This window comes from Pseudomonas sp. R4-84 (assembly GCF_054130985.1).
Map to the genome: position 1 here is coordinate 955705 of NZ_CP096390.1, position 18220 is coordinate 973924.

Consider the following 18220-nt stretch of genomic DNA (forward strand, 5'->3'; position numbering starts at 1 on the left):
GTTACAGAACGAAATTGCGTTTGAGAATGGCCTCTACGCTTTTCCGCGTGAGTGCTTTTTCCGTTTCGAGGGCGATCCACTCGGGACGCTGTTTTAGCGGTCTAGCAACTTCACGTTCCAGCCAAGCATGCACGGCGGTTGGGATGTTTCGCTCCGGCATGCCTTTCGCCAGGTAGTGCATGCCTTGCTTAACAATTGCAGCATCTCGGGCACAGGTGTCCTTGCTACGCTCCATACCGCTGATGATGCCGCCTTTTTTGCGAGTCGCATTCTTGCTCGCTCGATCAGCGACGGGCGTCAGTTCATCATCAATCAAGCAGGGCAGGGATATGATTGGCTCCAGGTGAAGGACGTACTGATCGAGCGCTTCAATGCGTTCATCTGGATTGGCCTGTATCTCTACAAACTGACAGTAGAGTTCCCTCGGCCAGTCGGTCGGAGGCTCTGAAAAATGAGACCAAGCCTTTTGATCTGTTGTTCGCATCCAGTCGTTTAGCTCCCCCAGCGCTTTCACAGCACAAGCCATGATGTAGGCTGCGTGGGCATCGCGATCCGAAGCCGTACCACACTCGCCGTATTGACGAACCCAGTGGGCGAGACGTGCTCTGGTGTCGGTGGAGGCATACTGAAAAATTGCCTCTTCATGCATTGTCGTCTTAATGCAGAGACTGCTGGGATCGAAGTCGTTGCTGTCGTCGCGAAGGCGAAGGCAGCATTGTTCGATCAAATAGCACACGTCATGAATCTGTTCACGGCAGAGCTCGTATAGCGGCTGTGCCGAGAGAAAACTCATTAGCCCCGAGGTAAACGCGGAATCTACTAGTGATTGATGATCAGCCATGGCCGAGCGCCTCAGGCGTTGTGTCGCGCTTCATCCCGCGCCCTGTGTGCCGCAAGTGAAACCAGCGTGAGTCGCTCGATGACCAGACACGTCTAACGTCAGCCCGCAGTGAGTTAGGGGGGATAGACGCGTTACACATTGAGGCAATGTCACACGCGGTGTACGGATGTTTGCGCGGGCGTGTAACAGGCGTGAGGCCCAATGAAAATGGGCGTCTGGCGAGGTTAGTTACACGAGTAACACCCGTAACATGGATTTTCTCGGGGGTATGGTAGGTGCTCATACAGCCTTACCGAACTGACCTTGAATAACATTTCCGGCTTCAAGTGCATCAAGATGATCCGCATACCACTGCATCATCTTTGTGCGCTGTTCAAGGTACTGGGCTTTGTTGTAAATCCCTCGGACACCTTGTGCCTTGTGACTGAGTTGGGCCTCGATATGGTCAGCGGGGTAACCATGCTCATTGAGGATGGTGCTGGCGATGTGGCGGAAGCCATGACCGGTCTGGCGGCCTTCGTAACCAAGGCGCCTGAGCGCCATGAGAAATACGGTGTCGCTTCGGGGTTTGGTGCGATCACTTCTTCCTGGAAATAGAAGAGGGTATGCCCCGGTAAGTTGCCGAAGCTCCAAAAGGGCATCTACGGCTTGAGTGCATAGCGGCACCAGATGTTCGCGGCCTTTTTTACGTCCCTTGCGTTCGACAGGCACTGTCCACAGTTTTTTGTCGAAGTCGAACTCCAACCAATGAGCTTCGCGAAGTTCGCTGGGACGGACTGCCATCAGGGTCAACAGCCGCAGGCCAAGCTGAACATCTTTGGCATGCGGATAGGAACGTATCGCTCTGAGTAACTGAGGAAGCTCGTCAGGTGAGACATGAGCGTAGTTCTCTGTCTTTCCCGATGACAGAAACTTATGCACGCCCTCCAAGGGATTGTTGACGGCTCTGCCGGTTACGCGAGCCAGGTCATAGATATCTTTGCAGTAAGCCCTCACGCGGCTCATCTGTTCCAAAATCCCCTGGCGCTCAAGTCCTCTCAATAGTTCCATCCACTCCATAGACATGATCGAGGTATAGGGGCGTTTACCTAGCGAGGGGAACACGTGGCGTTCGAGTGCGCCGAGTATCCTTTTGGCAGTCCCAGCATCCCAGCCGCTGAGGCGAGACGTATGCCATTCCCTGGCTAGTGCTTCAAATGTGTCATAGGCTGCGTCAATGTCAGCCGCCTGACGAGCCTTCTTGGAGATGATTGGGTTCTTGCCCTCTGAGGCGTCAGCTCGCAGCTCTGCCGCTTTCTGCCGAGCGAAGGCGCCGCTTACTTCTGGATAGCCGCCGAGACCTAGCCAAGACCATTTGCCGTCCGGTTTCTTGTAGCGTAATTCCCAAGATTTCTGGCCGTTTGGTTTGACCCTGAAATACAGCCCAGGGCTGTCTAGTTCGCGGTATGCCCCGGCCTCAGGCTCCAGGCTGGAAAGTGTTGTATCAGCGAGAGGGCGTCGCTTGATATCGGCGCGTTTCATCCGTGTATGCCTCCAGTTCAATTAGTTCTGAAGCATACACGTGGGCATACACGGTGGGAAAGGATAGGGGTAGATAGAGGTGGACAGCCAGAAACAAGAAAGCCCGCACTAGGCGGGCTTCTTGAGGTGATTCATAGACTGCTGTAGACATCTATGGATCGGTACTTGGTGGCTACACAGGGACTTGAACCCCGGACCCCAGCATTATGAATGCTATGCTCTAACCAACTGAGCTATGTAGCCAAGTGGCGCGCATTATTCGCTGGTAACGAAGATGTGTCAAGCGTAAATCCAAAATATTTCTCTGCACTTTCAACCGCTTAACCATCCTCGTCGCCAATGTGCGTCAACTGAGCTGAAATCTCCCTGTGTTCGCGCTCAAGGCCTGGCTGCCTTGGCTCAAGGTGTCCGCCGCCACGTTCACCGCGCGGGCGCCTTCCAGCAGGCGCATGGCCGCTTGATCGACCTGCTGGATATTGCCGCTGACCTCGTCGGCTGTGCTGGCCTGCTCATCCACCGCGGTGGCGATTTGCGCCAGGGTATCGGTGACGCTCTGTACGGCGCTGGCAATTTCCCCCAGACGCTCGCCAAGGCCGGTCACGGCTTGCGCATCGGTCTGGGCCTGGCCGCAGGCCGCTTCCATCAGGCTGACGGCTTCGTTGACCGTGGCGCGCAGGCTGTCGACGGTGCCGGCGATCTGTTGGGTGGAGGACTGGGTACGTTGCGACAGGCTGCGCACTTCATCGGCCACCACGGCAAAGCCCCGGCCTTGTTCACCGGCGCGGGCGGCTTCGATGGCGGCGTTGAGCGCCAGGAGATTGGTCTGCTCGGCCACGCCGCGAATGGTATCGACCACCAGCTGGATCTGTTGGCCCTGCTCGCTGACCCGGCCCAAGGCGGCGGCGGTTTCGTTGAGCCGCTGGTTGAGCTGCTGAATGCTCGCCGTGGTGCGCTGGCTGTCGCGGCTGCTGTCGGCGGCGATGCGGCGGGTCTGTTGGGCGCTGTCTGACGCCTGTTCGCAACTTTTCGCAACGCCTTGGGAGGTCGCGGCCAGCTGCGTCGCGGCGGCGGCGATCTGGCTGATTTGCATCTGCTGAGCCTCGACTTCGCCCAAGGCGCCGCTGGAGTGTGTATTGAGGGTGCGCACGGCGTCGCTCAGTTGCAGCGTTTCGTGATCCACGCCCAGCAGGCTGGTGCGCAACTGCACCACGGCGACATTGAGCGCGGTGCTGATAGCTGCCAGCTCGTCGCGTCCTTGCACGGGTACCTGGAGGCTCAGGTTGCCGTCACGCAGGGCTTCGGCCAGTAGGGTTATGCCACTGGCGCTGCGGCGGATAGAGGCTTGCAGGCAGACGAACAGGTACAGCGCCGCCAACAGCAGGCATCCCAGCACCGTGGCGACCAATGTGAACTGGCGGATCGCCGAGCCGTGGTAATGGTCCAGCCGCGTGTCCAGTGCGACCAGCGATTGTTGTCGCAGGGTCGCCAGGTCCCGAAGAAGGGCGTCCATGTGTTTCTCGAACGCTTCCGGCTTGAGATTGATGGAGCCACCGAACACGCCGTCATCCAAGACTTTCAAACCGGCGTCCAAGTGCTTGAGGCTGCCCTGGAACTGTCCGGCCCAGGATTGCAATTCGCTGGGCAAGCGTGTCTCCAGCAACGCACCGGTCTTGACCAACTGATCCCGGGCGTCGCCGATGCGGCTGCGCAAGTCACGCAGTTGCAGGCGGCTCTGCAAAGTGAATTGGCCTGATACCACCGAGGCCTGGCCAACGCTGGCCAGGCGGCCGACACGTTCGATCAGCTCGGGTGTCTGCTGGGTCGAAATCTGGGTGAGCAGGTAGGTTTCCAGCCAGGAGGCGAGCGTCAGGCGATTGTCCATGACCATCTGTTCGCGCAACGCTTGCAATGCGCTGAGGGCAGCGGTGAAACGATCATAGCCATCCGGCCACCAACCCACGGCGCCCAGGCTCTTGGAATCCAGGCCGTTGAGGCTGGTCTGCAAGGCCTGGTAGCGGGCGAGGGTGTCGGCTTCGACGCCCTCGGCCTGCAAGGTCGCGCCAAGATCGTTGGCGACCTGGTTGAGCTCCGGTTGTACCGCATCGAACGCGGCCATGGCGGCGATCGTCGCAGGGGTGGGTTGTCGATTGGTCTCCGTGGCCCGCCAGCGCGCCGCGCGATTACGCTGGGCGGCGAGCAGGTTGTCCAGGTTATCCAGGGCGAGCAACTGGCGTACGCCGGCGCGCTCTCCGGAAATCAGGTTGAGTTTGTCCCGGTAGTCCTGGCCGATGAGCCACAGGCTGCCCATGAGCGGCAGGATGAACAAAAGGAACAACAACTGGAATTTACGGGCGAAACCAAAATGCCCCAGCAACCGGATGCCCGGTGATAGAAAAGCCTGCATGCCCATACTCCCCTGAACACCCTTGCACTTTTTTTGTGCGTTTTTACACAAGTGCCGAAACGGGTGCTCTTTCAAAAGGCCTCGAAAGCTTGTCCAGGCCGGCTCTGTAGGCCTGCTCTGTAGCGAAACTTCCCATTCTCGGTCCCCTTTGTAAGGGGCCGCGTCGTAAGACTTTTACAAGGCAAGATTCAGACCATGGCGTTGCGCTATCACCTTGTTTGCCGACTATTTTTTATCGGTCGATAGCAAGCTAAGGGGATAGCCTTGTCGCACTGAAAAATGGCACATTGGCGAACCTTGCCCATGTGCTCCCACCTGCCGTCTGGAAACTTCCCATGGCTATCAGCAATACTCCGGCTGACGCGACGCCCATTGGCGCCACGCCCCAAAGCAGTCCTTTGGTCATGCGCATCATTGGTGCGGTGGCGTTGGCTCATCTGATCAACGATCTGATCCAGGCTGTGCTGCCGTCCATCTATCCGATGCTCAAGGATAGCTATGGCCTGACGTTTACCCAGGTCGGCCTGATCACCCTTACGTTCCAGTTGACCGCATCTTTGTTGCAGCCTTGGGTCGGCTATCACACCGATCGGCACCCGAAGCCCTGGCTGTTGCCGGCCGGAACGGTGTGCACGCTGATCGGCATCGTGATGATGTCCATGGTCGGCAGCTTTGCCATGATCCTGCTGGCGGCGGCCTTGATCGGTATCGGCTCGTCGACTTTTCACCCCGAGGCATCGCGAGTGGCGCGACTGGCTTCCGGCGGTCGTTACGGCCTGGCGCAATCGACTTTCCAGGTGGGCGGAAACGCCGGCTCCGCATTCGGCCCGCTGCTGGCCGCAGCGATCATCATTCCCTACGGTCAAGGCAATGTGGCCTGGTTCGGCTTGTTCGCGCTGTTTGCCTTGTTCGTGCTGTACCGCATCAGCCGTTGGTACGCCAATCACCTGAACCTGTTCAAGCTCAAGCAAGGCCAGGCGGCGACGCATGGCTTATCCAAGGGGCGGGTCCTGAGTGCGTTGGTGGTGCTTGGCCTGTTGGTGTTCTCGAAGTATTTCTACATGGCCAGTTTCACCAGCTATTTCACCTTCTACCTGATCGAAAAGTTCGACCTGTCGGTGGCATCTTCCCAGCTGCACCTGTTCCTGTTCCTTGGCGCAGTGGCGGCGGGGACCTTCTTCGGCGGCCCGATCGGCGACAAGATCGGACGCAAGGCGGTGATCTGGTTCTCGATCCTTGGTGTGGCGCCCTTCACCCTGATCCTGCCTCATGTCGACCTGCTGTGGACCAGCATCCTCAGCGTAGTGATCGGCTTCATCCTGGCGTCGGCTTTCTCCGCCATCGTGGTGTATGCCCAGGAGCTGGTGCCGGGCAACGTCGGGATGATCGCCGGCGTGTTCTTCGGGTTGATGTTCGGCTTCGGTGGGATCGGCGCCGCGCTGCTGGGGCATCTGGCGGACATCCGGGGTATCGAATACGTGTATTGGCTGTGCTCGTTCCTGCCGTTGTTCGGCGTGTTGGCGATTTTCCTGCCAAGGACCAAAAGGGCCTGAATCGAATATTCCGAGCCCCGTTTCAACGCAGTATGGGCCAGCGCGGATACCTTTCGTACAGAGCTTCGGTCAATCCATCAGGCATTTTTGCTCTCGACCCCGGATGGGGTCGATGTACCGTTTATCGTTGTCCCTGAGCCATGAATGAACTTGCCGCTCTTTGGTGTTTCCGACGCAAAGAGCCTGTTCCAGTCAATTGGCTCCAACAAGAAGCCACCGGTCATGGTTATGACCGAGGCAGCGTGCAAAGCGTTGTCGCTCTACCAGGTGACGAAACTGGCATTTCTTTTAAGGGACTAAACCATGGCAACCGTCGATAACCCGAACCTGAATTCCCATACCGTAAGAACCGGCCCCGGCACTGTCCAGGTCGACCTCACCGGCCAGCTAGATGATGCCCAGAGCATCATTATCCAGCCGGACGGCAAGATACTGATTGGCGGCTATACCGAGTACCTGGCATGGGGCTACCCCGGGGCGCCAGGTGAGGAAAGCTACGGCTACGAGCAGAACCATTCCGTTATCAGCCTGAATGCGGATGGCAGCCTGGACACCCGCTTTCATGAAGGTGGCGTCGATACGATACCGACCACGACAGCCCCAGCGTCCCGCTATGAGTTAACGGCGGTGCAGGCCGACGGCAAGGTGCTCGTCGCTGTGGCGCTGAACACCGGCATACAGGTGGAGCGCTACAACAGTGACGGGACGCGTGATGTCGGCTTTGGTCAGAACGGTGTCATGACGGTCGACATCAACCATGATTTCAAGGATATCGACCTGACGGCCAATATGGACGGCACCTTTCAGGTCAGTGCCCGCGGGTTTGACCAGGCTACCGTGACCAAGGCTGGCAATGACGGCAGCTTGTTCGACGGCTTTGGTCACAACGGCGTGCTCACCGTCGACATTTACGAAGACCCGTTTTTCAACGGAGGGATCTCCACTGCAGTGTTGGCAGATGGAAGTGTCGTGGTCGGGGCTGCCTACAATGCCGCCGGCATGGGCGATCCGACGTTCGCCTTGCAGCGTTTCAACGCCGACGGTCAGTTGGATACCCGTTTCGGTGACGACGGCGTCCTGCATTTGAGCGCTGCCATGGGGTTTGGGGAAGACTCGGTGGTCACCGTGCAGGCTGACGGAAGGATCATCGTGATGGGGCATGGCGAGGGCGATCGCCTGGCTACCGTGGCGCGGCTCAACGCTGACGGGTCATTCGACAGTAGTTTCGGCAGCAACGGCTCGGTGACCTTCGAGGCCGATACGCCGGTGGCTTTGACGGTGCAAGCCGATGGCAGGATCTTGGCTGCCGGCACGAACAACGGAGATTTCAATGTCATCCGCTTGAACGCCGACGGTAGCCTGGACTCAAGCTTTGGCAGCCAGGACGGCAAGCTCCATATGGAGGGGTACGCCGGCGAGGAAATCTTGCGGGGCACCGATGCCGCCGAAATCATCCACGGCTTGGCGGGCGATGATGTGCTCCACGGTGACGGCGGGCGTGACGTGTTGCAAGGTGGCTCAGGCTCGGACATCTTCCGTTTTACCGAACTGGGCGACAGCTTCCGCACCGCCACGCTGAACAGCAGCGACCGAATCCAGGACTTCGATGTCTCCGAGGACCGCATTGACCTGATCGGCCTGGGCTTCACCGGTATTGGCGATGGCCATGACGGTACCTTGGCCATCCAGGCCAGCGCGGACGGCACCCGCACCTACCTCAAGAGCTTCGACGCCGATGCTACCGGGCAACGTTTTGAACTGACCTTGGATGGCAATCTGGTCGGGCAATTGAACAACACGAATCTTGTGTTCACAGCGCCCACTCTTGAAGGGGAATCTACCAACGATACGATTACCGGTTCTGCCTTGTCGGAAATCATCCATGGCCTGAACGGCAATGACCGTATCAACGGCGGCGCCGGAGCGGATGTCATCATCGGCGGCGCGGGCGCCGACCGTCTCAACGGTGGGGACAGAGCCGACATTTCGTTGTGGACGGACAATCGGGAAAACGCCGACGTGTTCCGCTATCTCTCCATCGAGGACAGCTACCGTACCGACAACCAGAGCTTTGCCGACCTTATCGAAGGCTTTACGGTTGACGACAAGATCGATGTGTCGGCACTGGGCTATACCGGCTTCGGAGAGGGTACGGGCACTACGCTGAAGTTGGTCTACAACGAGGCATTGGACCGCACTTACCTGAAGGATGCTCAAGCGGACGCGCAAGGCCATTCGTTCCAGGTTGCGCTGGCCGGGGACTGGCGGGAAAGCCTCGGCGAAGACAACATGGTCTTTGCTCCCACAGCGGCTCCCGACGCCCAACTAGGCCTGATCGGGGTGGCGCCAGACGTCGATCAATGGCATTTGTTAAGTTGACGCCCATAAAAAAACACCGCGTGACAGTCACTGCCACGCGGTGTTTTTTTCATTTCAGACGTTGAAGCGGAAGTGCATCACGTCGCCGTCCTTGACGATGTATTCCTTGCCTTCCAGGCGCCACTTACCGGCTTCCTTCGCGCCAGCTTCGCCCTTGTACTGGATGAAGTCGGCGTAGGCGATGACTTCGGCGCGGATGAAGCCCTTTTCGAAGTCGGTATGGATGACGCCAGCGGCTTGCGGGGCGGTGGCGCCCACGCGAACGGTCCAAGCGCGCACCTCTTCGACACCGGCGGTGAAGTAGGTCTGCAGGTTGAGCATTTCGTAGCCAGCGCGGATCACCCGGTTCAGGCCAGGCTCTTCCAGGCCCAGGGCCTCGAGGAACATGTCCTTCTCTTCGCCATCGTCCAGTTCGGCGATTTCCGCTTCGATCTTGTTGCAGACAGGAACGACCATGGCACCTTCTTCCTCGGCGATGGCACGGACCACGTCCAGATGCGGGTTGTTCTCGAAACCGTCTTCGGCGACGTTGGCGATATACATGACCGGCTTGGTGGTCAGCAGGTGGAAGCCCTTGATCACCAGCTTCTCGTCGGTGCTCATGTCCTTCATCAGGCTACGCGCGGGCTTGCCCTCGGTGAAGTGAGCGATCAATCGCTCCAACAGGCCTTTCTGGACGACTGCATCCTTGTCGCCACCCTTGGCGTTGCGGGCAGCCTTCTGCAGTTGTTTCTCGCAACTGTCGAGGTCGGCGAAGATCAGTTCCAGGTCGATGATCTCGATGTCGCGTTTCGGGTCGACGCTGTTGGAAACGTGGATCACGTTCTCATCTTCGAAGCAGCGCACCACGTGGGCGATGGCATCGGTTTCGCGGATGTTGGCCAGGAACTTGTTGCCCAGGCCTTCACCCTTCGAAGCACCGGCCACGAGGCCTGCGATGTCGACGAACTCCATGGTGGTCGGCAGGATGCGCTTGGGATTGACGATGGCCGCCAGTGCGTCCAGGCGCGGATCGGGCATCGGCACGATGCCGCTGTTCGGCTCGATGGTGCAGAAGGGGAAGTTCTCGGCCGCGATACCGGATTTGGTCAGGGCGTTGAACAGGGTGGACTTGCCGACGTTAGGCAGGCCGACGATGCCGCAATTGAATCCCATGGTGTTTCCCCTCGGATAAGTGTCAGGCCTTCTGGCTGTGCAGGTTTTTCATCGCGCGGTTCCATTCACCGGCGAGGATATCCGGCAGCACGCCGAGGGCAAAGTCGATGCTGGCATCGAGTTTTTCCTGTTCGGCGCGAGGCGCGCGACCCAGGACAAAATTTGAAACCATACTGGCAACGCCCGGGTGGCCGATGCCGAGCCGCAGGCGGTGAAAGGTATTTTGATTGCCCAGTTGCGCAATGATGTCGCGCAACCCGTTGTGACCGCCATGGCCGCCGCCCTGCTTGAGCTTGGCAACGCCCGGAGGCAGGTCGAGTTCGTCGTGGGCCACCAGGATTTCTTCAGGCTTGATGCGAAAGAAACCGGCCAACGCCGCCACGGCCTGGCCGCTGCGGTTCATATAGGTGGTGGGAATCAACAGGCGAACATCCTGACCCTGGTGTGAAAAACGCCCGGTCAGGCCAAAATATTTGCGATCGGCGGCCAGGCTGACGCCTTGGGCGTGCGCGATGCGCTCAACAAAAAGGGCCCCTGCGTTATGCCGGGTCTGTTCGTATTCGGCGCCTGGATTTCCCAGGCCAACGATCAGTTTGATGGCAGTCACGATAGGGGCCCTTCCTGGAGTGGTGGTTAACATGTCGCGGTCAGACGGTGTGGCGACAACGAACGAAAATTGCGGATCTACCGTTAAGTAAACTTCGCGTTCTTGCCCGTTGTCTCGCTACGTTCCAGTCCGCGATGTTTCCGGTCACTCCGGCGACAGAGTGTAATTACTCTGCTGCGCCTTCTTCAGTCGCTTCTGGAGCAACACGTGGAGCGTGGACGTTGGCAACAGCCTTGTCATCACCGTGTGCCAGGGCAACAAACTCAACGCCTTTAGGAGCCTTGAGGTCGGACAGGTGAACGATCGTGCCAATCTCGGCGTCAGCCAGGTCGACTTCGATGAATTCAGGCAGGTCCTTCGGCAGGCAGGAAACTTCCAGCTCGGAAGTCACGTGCGAGATTTCGCCGCCTTTCTTGATCGGAGCAGCTTCGTTGATGAAGTGCACTGGAACGGTAGCGGTCAGTTTCTGGCCAGCCACGACGCGGATGAAGTCAGCGTGCATGATGAACTGCTTGGCCGGGTGACGCTGCATCGCTTTAACGATGACGTTTTGCTTCTTGCCATCAACGTTCAGTTCGATCACGTGGCTGAAAGCAGCCTCGTCTTCGAACAGCTTGGCCACTTCTTTGGCCAGCATGGTGATGGATTCAGGGGCCTTGTCACCACCGTATACAACGGCAGGAACCTGGCTGGCGAGACGACGCAGGCGGCGGCTCGCACCTTTCCCCAGGTCGGTACGCGCTTGGGCGTTCAGAATGAAATCGGTCATGTTGTTTCTCCAAAATAGCCATATCCGAATGACGTCTGCGACCGACGCCAAAGCGGTATGGGCAAAAAAGCCCCGCCCCAACATGAGTGTTGGGGCGGGGCGCTTTTCGTCAACGAGATATCCGGGAAAGGGCAGGGCCCTTAGCGGAACATCGCACTGATCGATTCTTCATTGCTGATGCGGCGAACCGCCTCGGCAACCACCGGTGCGATATCCAACTGACGGATACGCGCACAGGCTTGTGCTGCAGCGGACAGCGGGATGGTGTTTGTCACCACCAGCTCGTCCAGCACGGAATTTTCAATGTTTTCGATCGCCCGACCCGACAGCACAGGGTGCGTGCAGTAGGCGAAGACCTTGGCAGCGCCATGCTCCTTCAGGGCCTTGGCCGCGTGGCACAGGGTGCCGGCGGTATCGACCATGTCGTCGACCAGGATACAGGTGCGCCCTTCGACATCGCCGATGATGTGCATCACTTCGGAGTGATTGGCCTTCTCGCGGCGTTTGTCGATGATACCCAGATCAACGCCCAAGGATTTGGCTACGGCTCGTGCACGCACGACGCCGCCAATGTCCGGGGACACGATCATGAGGTTTTCGAAGCGCTGATCCTCGATGTCATCCACCAGGACGGGGGAGCCGTAGATGTTGTCCACGGGAATATCGAAGAAGCCCTGGATCTGGTCAGCATGCAGATCGACCGTCAGTACACGATCAATGCCGACCACGGTCAGCATATCGGCAACGACTTTCGCGCTGATGGCCACGCGTGCGGAACGCGGACGGCGATCCTGGCGGGCATAACCAAAGTAAGGAATAACAGCAGTAATACGAGTAGCCGAGGAACGGCGGAAGGCATCAGCCATCACGACGAGTTCCATCAGGTTATCGTTGGTCGGAGCGCAAGTCGGCTGAATAATGAAGACGTCTTTACCGCGAACGTTTTCATTGATCTCGGCAGTGATTTCGCCGTCGGAGAACTTACCGACAGAGATGTCACCGAGAGGGATATGCAGCTGACGTACGACACGCCGAGCCAGATCGGGGTTAGCGTTCCCCGTAAAGACCATCATCTTGGACACGCGCAGTACCTGAAGGCTGAGGGTATACCTGGATGAGTATAGGAAAATGGCAGGGGCGGCTGGATTCGAACCAACGCATGGCAGGATCAAAACCTGCTGCCTTACCGCTTGGCGACGCCCCTGTATCTGTTGCTGCGAGTGCCCAGCACTCGATTCCTTTTAGAGCAGACTTTGCAGCTTGCGATGCAACATCGAAACGTTGCTTCCTTTTGCTACAAACCCTGTAAGGGTCTCTGTAAGAAGGGCCGAGACTTTATCAGCTTCAGCTTTGCTTGGGAAGCCCCCAAACACACAACTTCCAGTTCCGGTGAGTTTTGCTTCGGTAAATTTACCTAACAAATTCAATGCGTTACGAACATCTGGATAACGCCTTGCTACCACCGGTAAGCAGTCATTTCGACTGTTTCCCTTGGGAACGGGGCGCACTTTAATGGGAGGAGAGTTACGTGTCAACAGTGGATCTGAAAAAATTTCTGCTGTACTTACAGAGACTTGCGGCACCAGCACCACGTACCAAGGTTCCTCGGGCTCTACCGGTGTGAGTTTTTCCCCGACGCCCTCGGCGAAAGCCGCGTGGCCACGCACGAAAACCGGTACGTCGGCACCCAGCGAAAGGCCCAGCGCCGCGAGGCGATCCATGTCCCAGCCCAACTGCCAGAGATGATTGAGGCCTAGCAGCGTCGTGGCCGCATTCGAACTGCCGCCACCGATCCCTCCACCCATGGGCAGGATTTTTTCGATCCAGATGTCGATGCCCAGCGAACAGCCGGATTGCTCCTGAAGCTTCTTCGCCGCCTTGACGATCAGGTTGCTGTCGTGGGGAACACCGTTGAATTCGGTGTGCAAACGGATCACGCCGTCATCGCGCACGGCAAAAGTGATCTCGTCGCCATAATCCAGGAACTGGAAAATCGTTTGCAGCTCGTGATAGCCATCCGGGCGACGACCGAGGATGTGCAGCATCAAGTTGAGCTTGGCCGGGGAGGGCAGCGTCAGGCGTGCAGCGGTCATGTCATTGTCCCAGCTTGCGCGGCTGCCATTGCTTGATGACCAGCGTGACGTCCAGGTTGCTGCCGTGCAGCTTGATGCGCTCCGGCAACCAGTAGCCGTTCTGCTCGGCATAGCTCAGGTATTCGATCTGCCAGTCATCCTGCTCCAGGTTCGACAGGCGGCTGTCGGCGTCCAGGGTCAGACGGCTCTTGCTGTCCGGTGCCGGGAGGCCGCGAACCCACCAGGTGAGGTGGGAAACCGGCAGTTTCCAGCCCAGCTGTTCTTCCAGCAGTGCTTCGGGGCTCGGAGCCTCGTAGCGTCCCTGGTTGGCGACTTCCAGCGAAACCTGCCCTGGCCGGCCGGTCAGCCGCGCCGCACCGCGCCCCAGTGGGCCCGAAAGTCGAATGTCGTAGTAATCCTGGCGCTGCAACCAGAACAAGGTACCGCTGCCAGAGTCCTTGGGCGCACGAATGCCGATCTTGCCGTCGATCTGCCAGCCGTCGAGGCCGCTGAGCTGTTCTTTATGCTCGCGCCACTGGGCCGGGTCGCCATGACCCTGGACGGATTCTCGGGCGCCGAAGCCCGCGCAACCGGCGAGCAGGGCGATGAAACTGAAAATAATGAAGTGGCGCACAAACATAATCTTAAAGGGTCTCTGATCCGGTCAGGCGTTTGATGGTGCCGCGCAGAATCGGGCTGTCCGGTTGTTCCTTGAGGAACTTGTCCCAGATCTGCCTGGCTTCGCGTTGTTTGCCGTTGGCCCACAGTACTTCACCCAGGTGCGCGGCGACTTCCTGGTCGGGGAAGCGCTCCAGGGCCTGGCGCAACAGGCGTTCGGCTTCGTCGAGGTTGCCCAGGCGGAAATTCACCCAACCGAGGCTGTCGAGTACGGCCGGGTCTTCCGGATTGATCCGGTGGGCCTGCTCGATCAGCACCTTGGCTTCATCGTAGCGGGTGGTCCGATCCGATAGCGTGTAGCCGAGGGCGTTGAGGGCCATCGCGTTGTCGGGGTCGCGCTGGATGATCAGCCGCAGGTCTTTTTCCATTTGGGCCAGATCGTTGCGTTTTTCCGCGAGCATGGCGCGGGTGTACAGCAGGTTCAGATCGTCCGGGTATTGCTTCAACGCTTGTTGCAGAACAGCCCAGGCTTTATCGCCCTGCTTGTTGGCCGACAGGGTTTCGGCCTCGATCAGGTAGAGCTGGATGCCATAGTCCGGCTGGGTGTCGCGCTGAACGGCCAGGCGACTCTGGGCCTCGGCCGTCCGGCCGTTGCCGATCAGGATGTCAGCCTGGCGCAGCTGCGCTGGGAGGTAGTCATTGCCCGGGCCGACCTGGGCGTACTCGATCAGCGCGCTCTCGGGATCGTTGCGCTCCTCGGCGATGCGGCCCAGGTTCAGGTGGGCCGAGTCGACGTGGCTTTCCCGCGCTATCAGGTCTTCCAGATAACCCTTGGCTTCTTCCCACGCCTTGGCCTCCAGGCAGACCAGCGCCAGGGAATAACGCAAATCGTCGTCTTCGGGGTATTGCTGCACCAGGCTGGAAAACTCGACCTTGGCGTCGTCCATGCGGTTGTTTTCCACCAGCATGCGGGCGTAGGTGAGGCGAAGGCGTTTGTCGTCCGGGTACTTCTTGATGCTTTTTTCCATCAGCGGCAGCGCTTCGTCGCCGCGATTCATGCCTTGCAGCAAGCGTGCACGCAACAGGATAGGCGCCACTTCGCCCGCTTCCGGCGGGTTGTCTTCCAACAAGGTGAGGGCGCCTTGAGAGTCGCCGTCCTGCTGCAGCAGCAAGGCCTTGCCGAAAATCAACTGGCCGTTGTTTGGGTGACGTTCCAGCAGGCGATCGAAACTCTTCTTCAAGCCGTCGCGGGTCTCTTGGTCGGTATCGGCGGCGGACAGCGCAAGGAAATCGAAATGGGTATCGCCCTTGCCCAGCAAGACTTTTTCCATGTACACCATGGAATCGTCGTAACGCCCGGCGCGCGCCAGTTGCACGGCGGCGGCGCGTTGCGCTTCGAGGTCGTCCGGGGCGTTTTTGGCCCAGATCAGCGCCGTATCCAGCGCGGCCTGGTCGGCCCCCAGGTATTCGGCAATGCGGAACGCCCGCTCGGAAATGCCCGGATCCTGAGTGTTGATGGCCTGGGTGACGTAGTTATCCAGGGCAATGTCGAAACGATTGCGCTGGCCTGCCAGCTCGGCACTCAGCAGACTGAAGACAGTTTCTTCGCTGAACGAGCCGTAGACCTTGGGCTTTTCGGGAGCCGGAGTGCTGCCTTCGACCGGTGGCGTACCGTCCGTCGAAACGGGGGCCATGGACTGGCAGCCGCCGAGAAAGGCAAAAGCGAGGAGCAACGCAAAAGATCTATTCATATAGGAAGAGGACGACTTACCTGCGGTCGGATCATCATGACACAAGCCATCGGTCAAACATAACCGAGTCTCGGCGGATGCCTTATAGGCACAGGTAATTGTGACAATAGTCGGTGGTGGTTGTTCTCAATCTGGCGAAGTAGGACAATTGCCGGCTTCACGTCACCATCAGCGACCTTGAATGGCCTTCCTTGCACTTGGTATTAACCACAAGACTGCTTCAGTAGATGTCCGCGAGCGCGTGGCCTTTACGCCTGAGCAGCTGGTTGAGGCCCTGCAGCAGCTCTGCCGACTCACCGACAGCCGCGAAGCTGCGATCCTCTCCACCTGTAATCGCAGTGAGCTTTATATAGAACAGGATCACGTCTCGGCCGATTCGGTGCTGCGCTGGCTGGCCGAATACCATGACCTGAGTCTGGAAGAGCTGCGCGCCAGCGCCTATGTACATGAGGACGATGCGGCCGTTCGTCACATGATGCGTGTCGCTTCGGGGCTCGATTCGCTGGTGCTCGGCGAACCGCAGATTCTCGGCCAGATGAAGTCGGCCTATGCCGTGGCGCGCGAGGCCGGCACCGTCGGGCCGCTGCTGGGGCGTCTGTTCCAGGCCACTTTCAACGCCGCCAAGCAAGTGCGCACCGACACCGCCATTGGCGAAAACCCTGTGTCCGTGGCGTTTGCCGCTGTCAGCCTGGCGAAGCAGATATTCAGCGATTTGCAACGCAGCCAGGCGCTGCTGATCGGTGCTGGCGAGACCATCACCCTGGTCGCCCGCCATCTGCATGACCTGGGGGTGAAGCGCATCGTGGTCGCCAACCGCACCCTTGAGCGCGCCAGTACCCTGGCCGAGCAATTCGGTGCGCATGCGGTGCTGCTGTCGGATATTCCCGCCGAACTGGTGCACAGCGACATCGTCATCAGTTCCACCGCCAGCCAGTTGCCGATCCTGGGCAAGGGCGCGGTGGAAAGCGCCTTGAAACTGCGCAAGCACAAGCCGATCTTCATGGTCGACATTGCCGTGCCCCGCGACATCGAGCCCGAAGTCGGCGAACTGGACGACGTATACCTCTACAGTGTCGATGACCTGCACGAAGTCGTAGCCGAGAACCTGAAGAGCCGGCAAGGCGCGGCGCAGGCCGCCGAGGAAATGATCACCGTTGGCGCCGAGGATTTCATGGTGCGCCTGCGCGAGCTGGCGGCGGTGGACGTGCTCAAGGCGTATCGTCAGCAAAGCGAGCGCCTGCGCGACGAAGAATTGCAAAAGGCCCAGCGCCTGCTGGCCAACGGCGGCAGCGCCGAAGAGGTGTTGGTGCAACTGGCGCGCGGCCTGACCAACAAATTGCTCCATGCCCCAAGCGTCCAGCTCAAGAAGCTGACGGCCGAGGGCCGCCTCGATGCGCTGGCCATGGCCCAGGAACTTTTCGCCCTCGGTGAGGCTTCACCGGATAGCTTTTCGGATAAAAAATCGCAATGAAAGCGTCACTGCTCAATAAGCTGGACATTCTCCAGGACCGTTTCGAGGAACTGACCGCCTTGCTGGGCGACGGCGAAGTCATTTCCGACCAGAACAAATTCCGCACCTATTCCAAGGAGTACGCGGAAGTCGAGCCGATTGTCGCCACTTATAAGCAACTGCTCAAAGTGCAGGGCGACCTCGAGGGCGCCCAGGCGCTGCTCAAGGACAGCGACCCGGACATGCGCGAAATGGCCGTGGAGGAAGTGCGCGAAGCCAAGGAGCAATTGGTCGAGCTGGAAAGCAATCTACAACGCATGTTGCTGCCAAAGGACCCGAATGACGGACGAAACGTCTTTCTCGAAATCCGCGCCGGCACGGGCGGCGACGAAGCCGCGATATTTTCCGGCGACCTGTTTCGCATGTATTCGCGTTATGCCGAGCGTCGCGGCTGGCGGGTGGAGATCCTGTCGGAGAACGAAGGCGAACACGGTGGCTATAAAGAAGTCATTGCCCGGGTCGAGGGCGACAACGTCTACGGGAAGTTGAAGTTCGAATCCGGCGCCCACCGCGTACAACGGGTGCCGGCCACCGAATCCCAGGGCCGCATCCATACATCGGCCTGCACCGTCGCGGTGTTGCCCGAGCCGGACGAGCAGGAAGCCATCGAGATCAACCCGGCGGACCTGCGGATCGACACCTACCGTTCTTCGGGGGCTGGTGGCCAGCACGTCAACAAGACCGATTCGGCGATCCGCATCACTCACTTGCCCTCGGGCATCGTCGTCGAGTGCCAGGAAGAACGCTCTCAGCACAAGAACCGGGCACGGGCAATGGCCTGGCTTTCGGCCAAGCTCAACGACCAGCAGACCAGCGCCGCCGCCAACGCCATCGCCAGCGAGCGCAAACTGCTGGTGGGGTCGGGCGACCGTTCCGAGCGCATCCGTACCTACAACTTTGCCCAGGGCCGGGTGACCGATCACCGGGTCAACCTGACCTTGTACTCCCTCGACGAGATCCTGGCCGGTGGTGTGGACGCCGTCATCGAGCCTTTGCTCGCCGAATACCAGGCCGACCAACTGGCCGCGATTGGCGAGTAA

General features: G+C 59.2%; 15 protein-coding genes and 2 tRNA genes. 5 read left to right on the forward strand and 12 right to left on the reverse strand.

The window, feature by feature from the left end; genetic code table 11:
- Position 1 precedes the first annotated feature (1 nt).
- The 4 genes from M1D68_RS04440 to M1D68_RS04455 form a co-directional block, all read right to left on the reverse strand.
- Positions 2–841 (reverse strand): hypothetical protein, encoded by an 840-nt coding sequence (locus M1D68_RS04440; protein WP_457969422.1) that lies wholly within the window; start codon positions 839–841, stop codon positions 2–4.
- Between the two features lie 279 nt (positions 842–1120).
- Entirely contained in the window at positions 1121–2362 is a 1242-nt protein-coding gene (locus M1D68_RS04445; protein WP_457969424.1) for a tyrosine-type recombinase/integrase, read from the reverse strand.
- A gap of 166 nt (positions 2363–2528) precedes the next feature.
- A tRNA-Met gene (locus tag M1D68_RS04450) sits at positions 2529–2605 on the reverse strand.
- A 103-nt stretch (positions 2606–2708) separates the two neighbouring features.
- Positions 2709–4766, reverse strand: a complete 2058-nt coding sequence (locus M1D68_RS04455) for a methyl-accepting chemotaxis protein (protein WP_434609569.1) — start codon at positions 4764–4766, stop codon at positions 2709–2711.
- Between the two features lie 335 nt (positions 4767–5101).
- Between M1D68_RS04455 and M1D68_RS04460 the strand changes: the two genes are divergently transcribed.
- From M1D68_RS04460 to M1D68_RS04470, 3 genes are all read left to right on the forward strand, one after another.
- Positions 5102–6319 (forward strand): MFS transporter, encoded by a 1218-nt coding sequence (locus tag M1D68_RS04460; RefSeq protein ID WP_434562324.1) that lies wholly within the window; start codon positions 5102–5104, stop codon positions 6317–6319.
- Positions 6320–6463: 144 nt separating this feature from the next.
- Positions 6464–6619, forward strand: a complete 156-nt coding sequence (locus M1D68_RS04465; protein WP_420764060.1) for a hypothetical protein — start codon at positions 6464–6466, stop codon at positions 6617–6619.
- Between the two features lie 3 nt (positions 6620–6622).
- Complete coding sequence (locus M1D68_RS04470) at positions 6623–8698, forward strand: calcium-binding protein (RefSeq protein WP_457969426.1); 2076 nt, start codon at positions 6623–6625, stop codon at positions 8696–8698.
- Positions 8699–8752: 54 nt separating this feature from the next.
- On the opposite strand, the gene ychF is transcribed toward M1D68_RS04470, so the two are convergent.
- From ychF to M1D68_RS04510, 8 genes are all read right to left on the reverse strand, one after another.
- On the reverse strand, positions 8753–9853 hold the full coding sequence (gene ychF / locus M1D68_RS04475) for a redox-regulated ATPase YchF (RefSeq protein WP_457969427.1): 1101 nt from the start codon (positions 9851–9853) through the stop codon (positions 8753–8755).
- A 22-nt stretch (positions 9854–9875) separates the two neighbouring features.
- Positions 9876–10460 carry an aminoacyl-tRNA hydrolase gene (gene pth, locus M1D68_RS04480; protein WP_003185374.1) on the reverse strand — a complete coding sequence of 195 codons (585 nt, stop codon included), beginning with the start codon at positions 10458–10460 and terminating at the stop codon, positions 9876–9878.
- Positions 10461–10626: 166 nt separating this feature from the next.
- Positions 10627–11229, reverse strand: coding sequence for a 50S ribosomal protein L25/general stress protein Ctc (locus M1D68_RS04485; protein WP_420764064.1), 603 nt, complete (start codon positions 11227–11229; stop codon positions 10627–10629).
- Positions 11230–11369: 140 nt separating this feature from the next.
- Positions 11370–12311 (reverse strand): ribose-phosphate pyrophosphokinase, encoded by a 942-nt coding sequence (locus M1D68_RS04490; protein ID WP_003171603.1) that lies wholly within the window; start codon positions 12309–12311, stop codon positions 11370–11372.
- A 47-nt stretch (positions 12312–12358) separates the two neighbouring features.
- A tRNA-Gln gene (locus M1D68_RS04495) sits at positions 12359–12433 on the reverse strand.
- A gap of 37 nt (positions 12434–12470) precedes the next feature.
- A complete protein-coding gene (gene ispE / locus M1D68_RS04500) occupies positions 12471–13322 on the reverse strand; it encodes a 4-(cytidine 5'-diphospho)-2-C-methyl-D-erythritol kinase (RefSeq protein WP_457969431.1) in 852 nt (283 codons plus the stop codon).
- A gap of 1 nt (position 13323) precedes the next feature.
- On the reverse strand, positions 13324–13941 hold the full coding sequence (lolB, locus tag M1D68_RS04505; protein ID WP_420764066.1) for a lipoprotein insertase outer membrane protein LolB: 618 nt from the start codon (positions 13939–13941) through the stop codon (positions 13324–13326).
- Positions 13942–13945: 4 nt separating this feature from the next.
- Positions 13946–15670 (reverse strand): tetratricopeptide repeat protein, encoded by a 1725-nt coding sequence (locus tag M1D68_RS04510; RefSeq protein WP_434650017.1) that lies wholly within the window; start codon positions 15668–15670, stop codon positions 13946–13948.
- A gap of 181 nt (positions 15671–15851) precedes the next feature.
- Between M1D68_RS04510 and hemA the strand changes: the two genes are divergently transcribed.
- A complete protein-coding gene (gene hemA, locus M1D68_RS04515) occupies positions 15852–17141 on the forward strand; it encodes a glutamyl-tRNA reductase (RefSeq protein WP_039592198.1) in 1290 nt (429 codons plus the stop codon).
- Positions 17138–18220 (forward strand): peptide chain release factor 1, encoded by a 1083-nt coding sequence (prfA, locus tag M1D68_RS04520; protein ID WP_039592197.1) that lies wholly within the window; start codon positions 17138–17140, stop codon positions 18218–18220. Before hemA ends, prfA begins: the two co-directional genes overlap by 4 nt.

What these genes read in the sequence shown, in the direction of transcription:
- M1D68_RS04440 (WP_457969422.1), bottom strand. Translation starts at nt 841, where the DNA reads ATGGCTGATCATCAATCACTAGTAGATTCCGCGTTTACCTCGGGGCTA.
- M1D68_RS04445 (WP_457969424.1), bottom strand. Translation starts at nt 2,362, where the DNA reads ATGAAACGCGCCGATATCAAGCGACGCCCTCTCGCTGATACAACACTT.
- M1D68_RS04455 (WP_434609569.1), bottom strand. Translation starts at nt 4,766, where the DNA reads ATGCAGGCTTTTCTATCACCGGGCATCCGGTTGCTGGGGCATTTTGGT.
- M1D68_RS04460 (WP_434562324.1), top strand. Translation starts at nt 5,102, where the DNA reads ATGGCTATCAGCAATACTCCGGCTGACGCGACGCCCATTGGCGCCACG.
- M1D68_RS04465 (WP_420764060.1), top strand. Translation starts at nt 6,464, where the DNA reads ATGAACTTGCCGCTCTTTGGTGTTTCCGACGCAAAGAGCCTGTTCCAG.
- M1D68_RS04470 (WP_457969426.1), top strand. Translation starts at nt 6,623, where the DNA reads ATGGCAACCGTCGATAACCCGAACCTGAATTCCCATACCGTAAGAACC.
- ychF (WP_457969427.1), bottom strand. Translation starts at nt 9,853, where the DNA reads ATGGGATTCAATTGCGGCATCGTCGGCCTGCCTAACGTCGGCAAGTCC.
- M1D68_RS04485 (WP_420764064.1), bottom strand. Translation starts at nt 11,229, where the DNA reads ATGACCGATTTCATTCTGAACGCCCAAGCGCGTACCGACCTGGGGAAA.
- ispE (WP_457969431.1), bottom strand. Translation starts at nt 13,322, where the DNA reads ATGACCGCTGCACGCCTGACGCTGCCCTCCCCGGCCAAGCTCAACTTG.
- lolB (WP_420764066.1), bottom strand. Translation starts at nt 13,941, where the DNA reads ATGTTTGTGCGCCACTTCATTATTTTCAGTTTCATCGCCCTGCTCGCC.
- M1D68_RS04510 (WP_434650017.1), bottom strand. Translation starts at nt 15,670, where the DNA reads ATGAATAGATCTTTTGCGTTGCTCCTCGCTTTTGCCTTTCTCGGCGGC.
- hemA (WP_039592198.1), top strand. Translation starts at nt 15,852, where the DNA reads ATGGCCTTCCTTGCACTTGGTATTAACCACAAGACTGCTTCAGTAGAT.
- prfA (WP_039592197.1), top strand. Translation starts at nt 17,138, where the DNA reads ATGAAAGCGTCACTGCTCAATAAGCTGGACATTCTCCAGGACCGTTTC.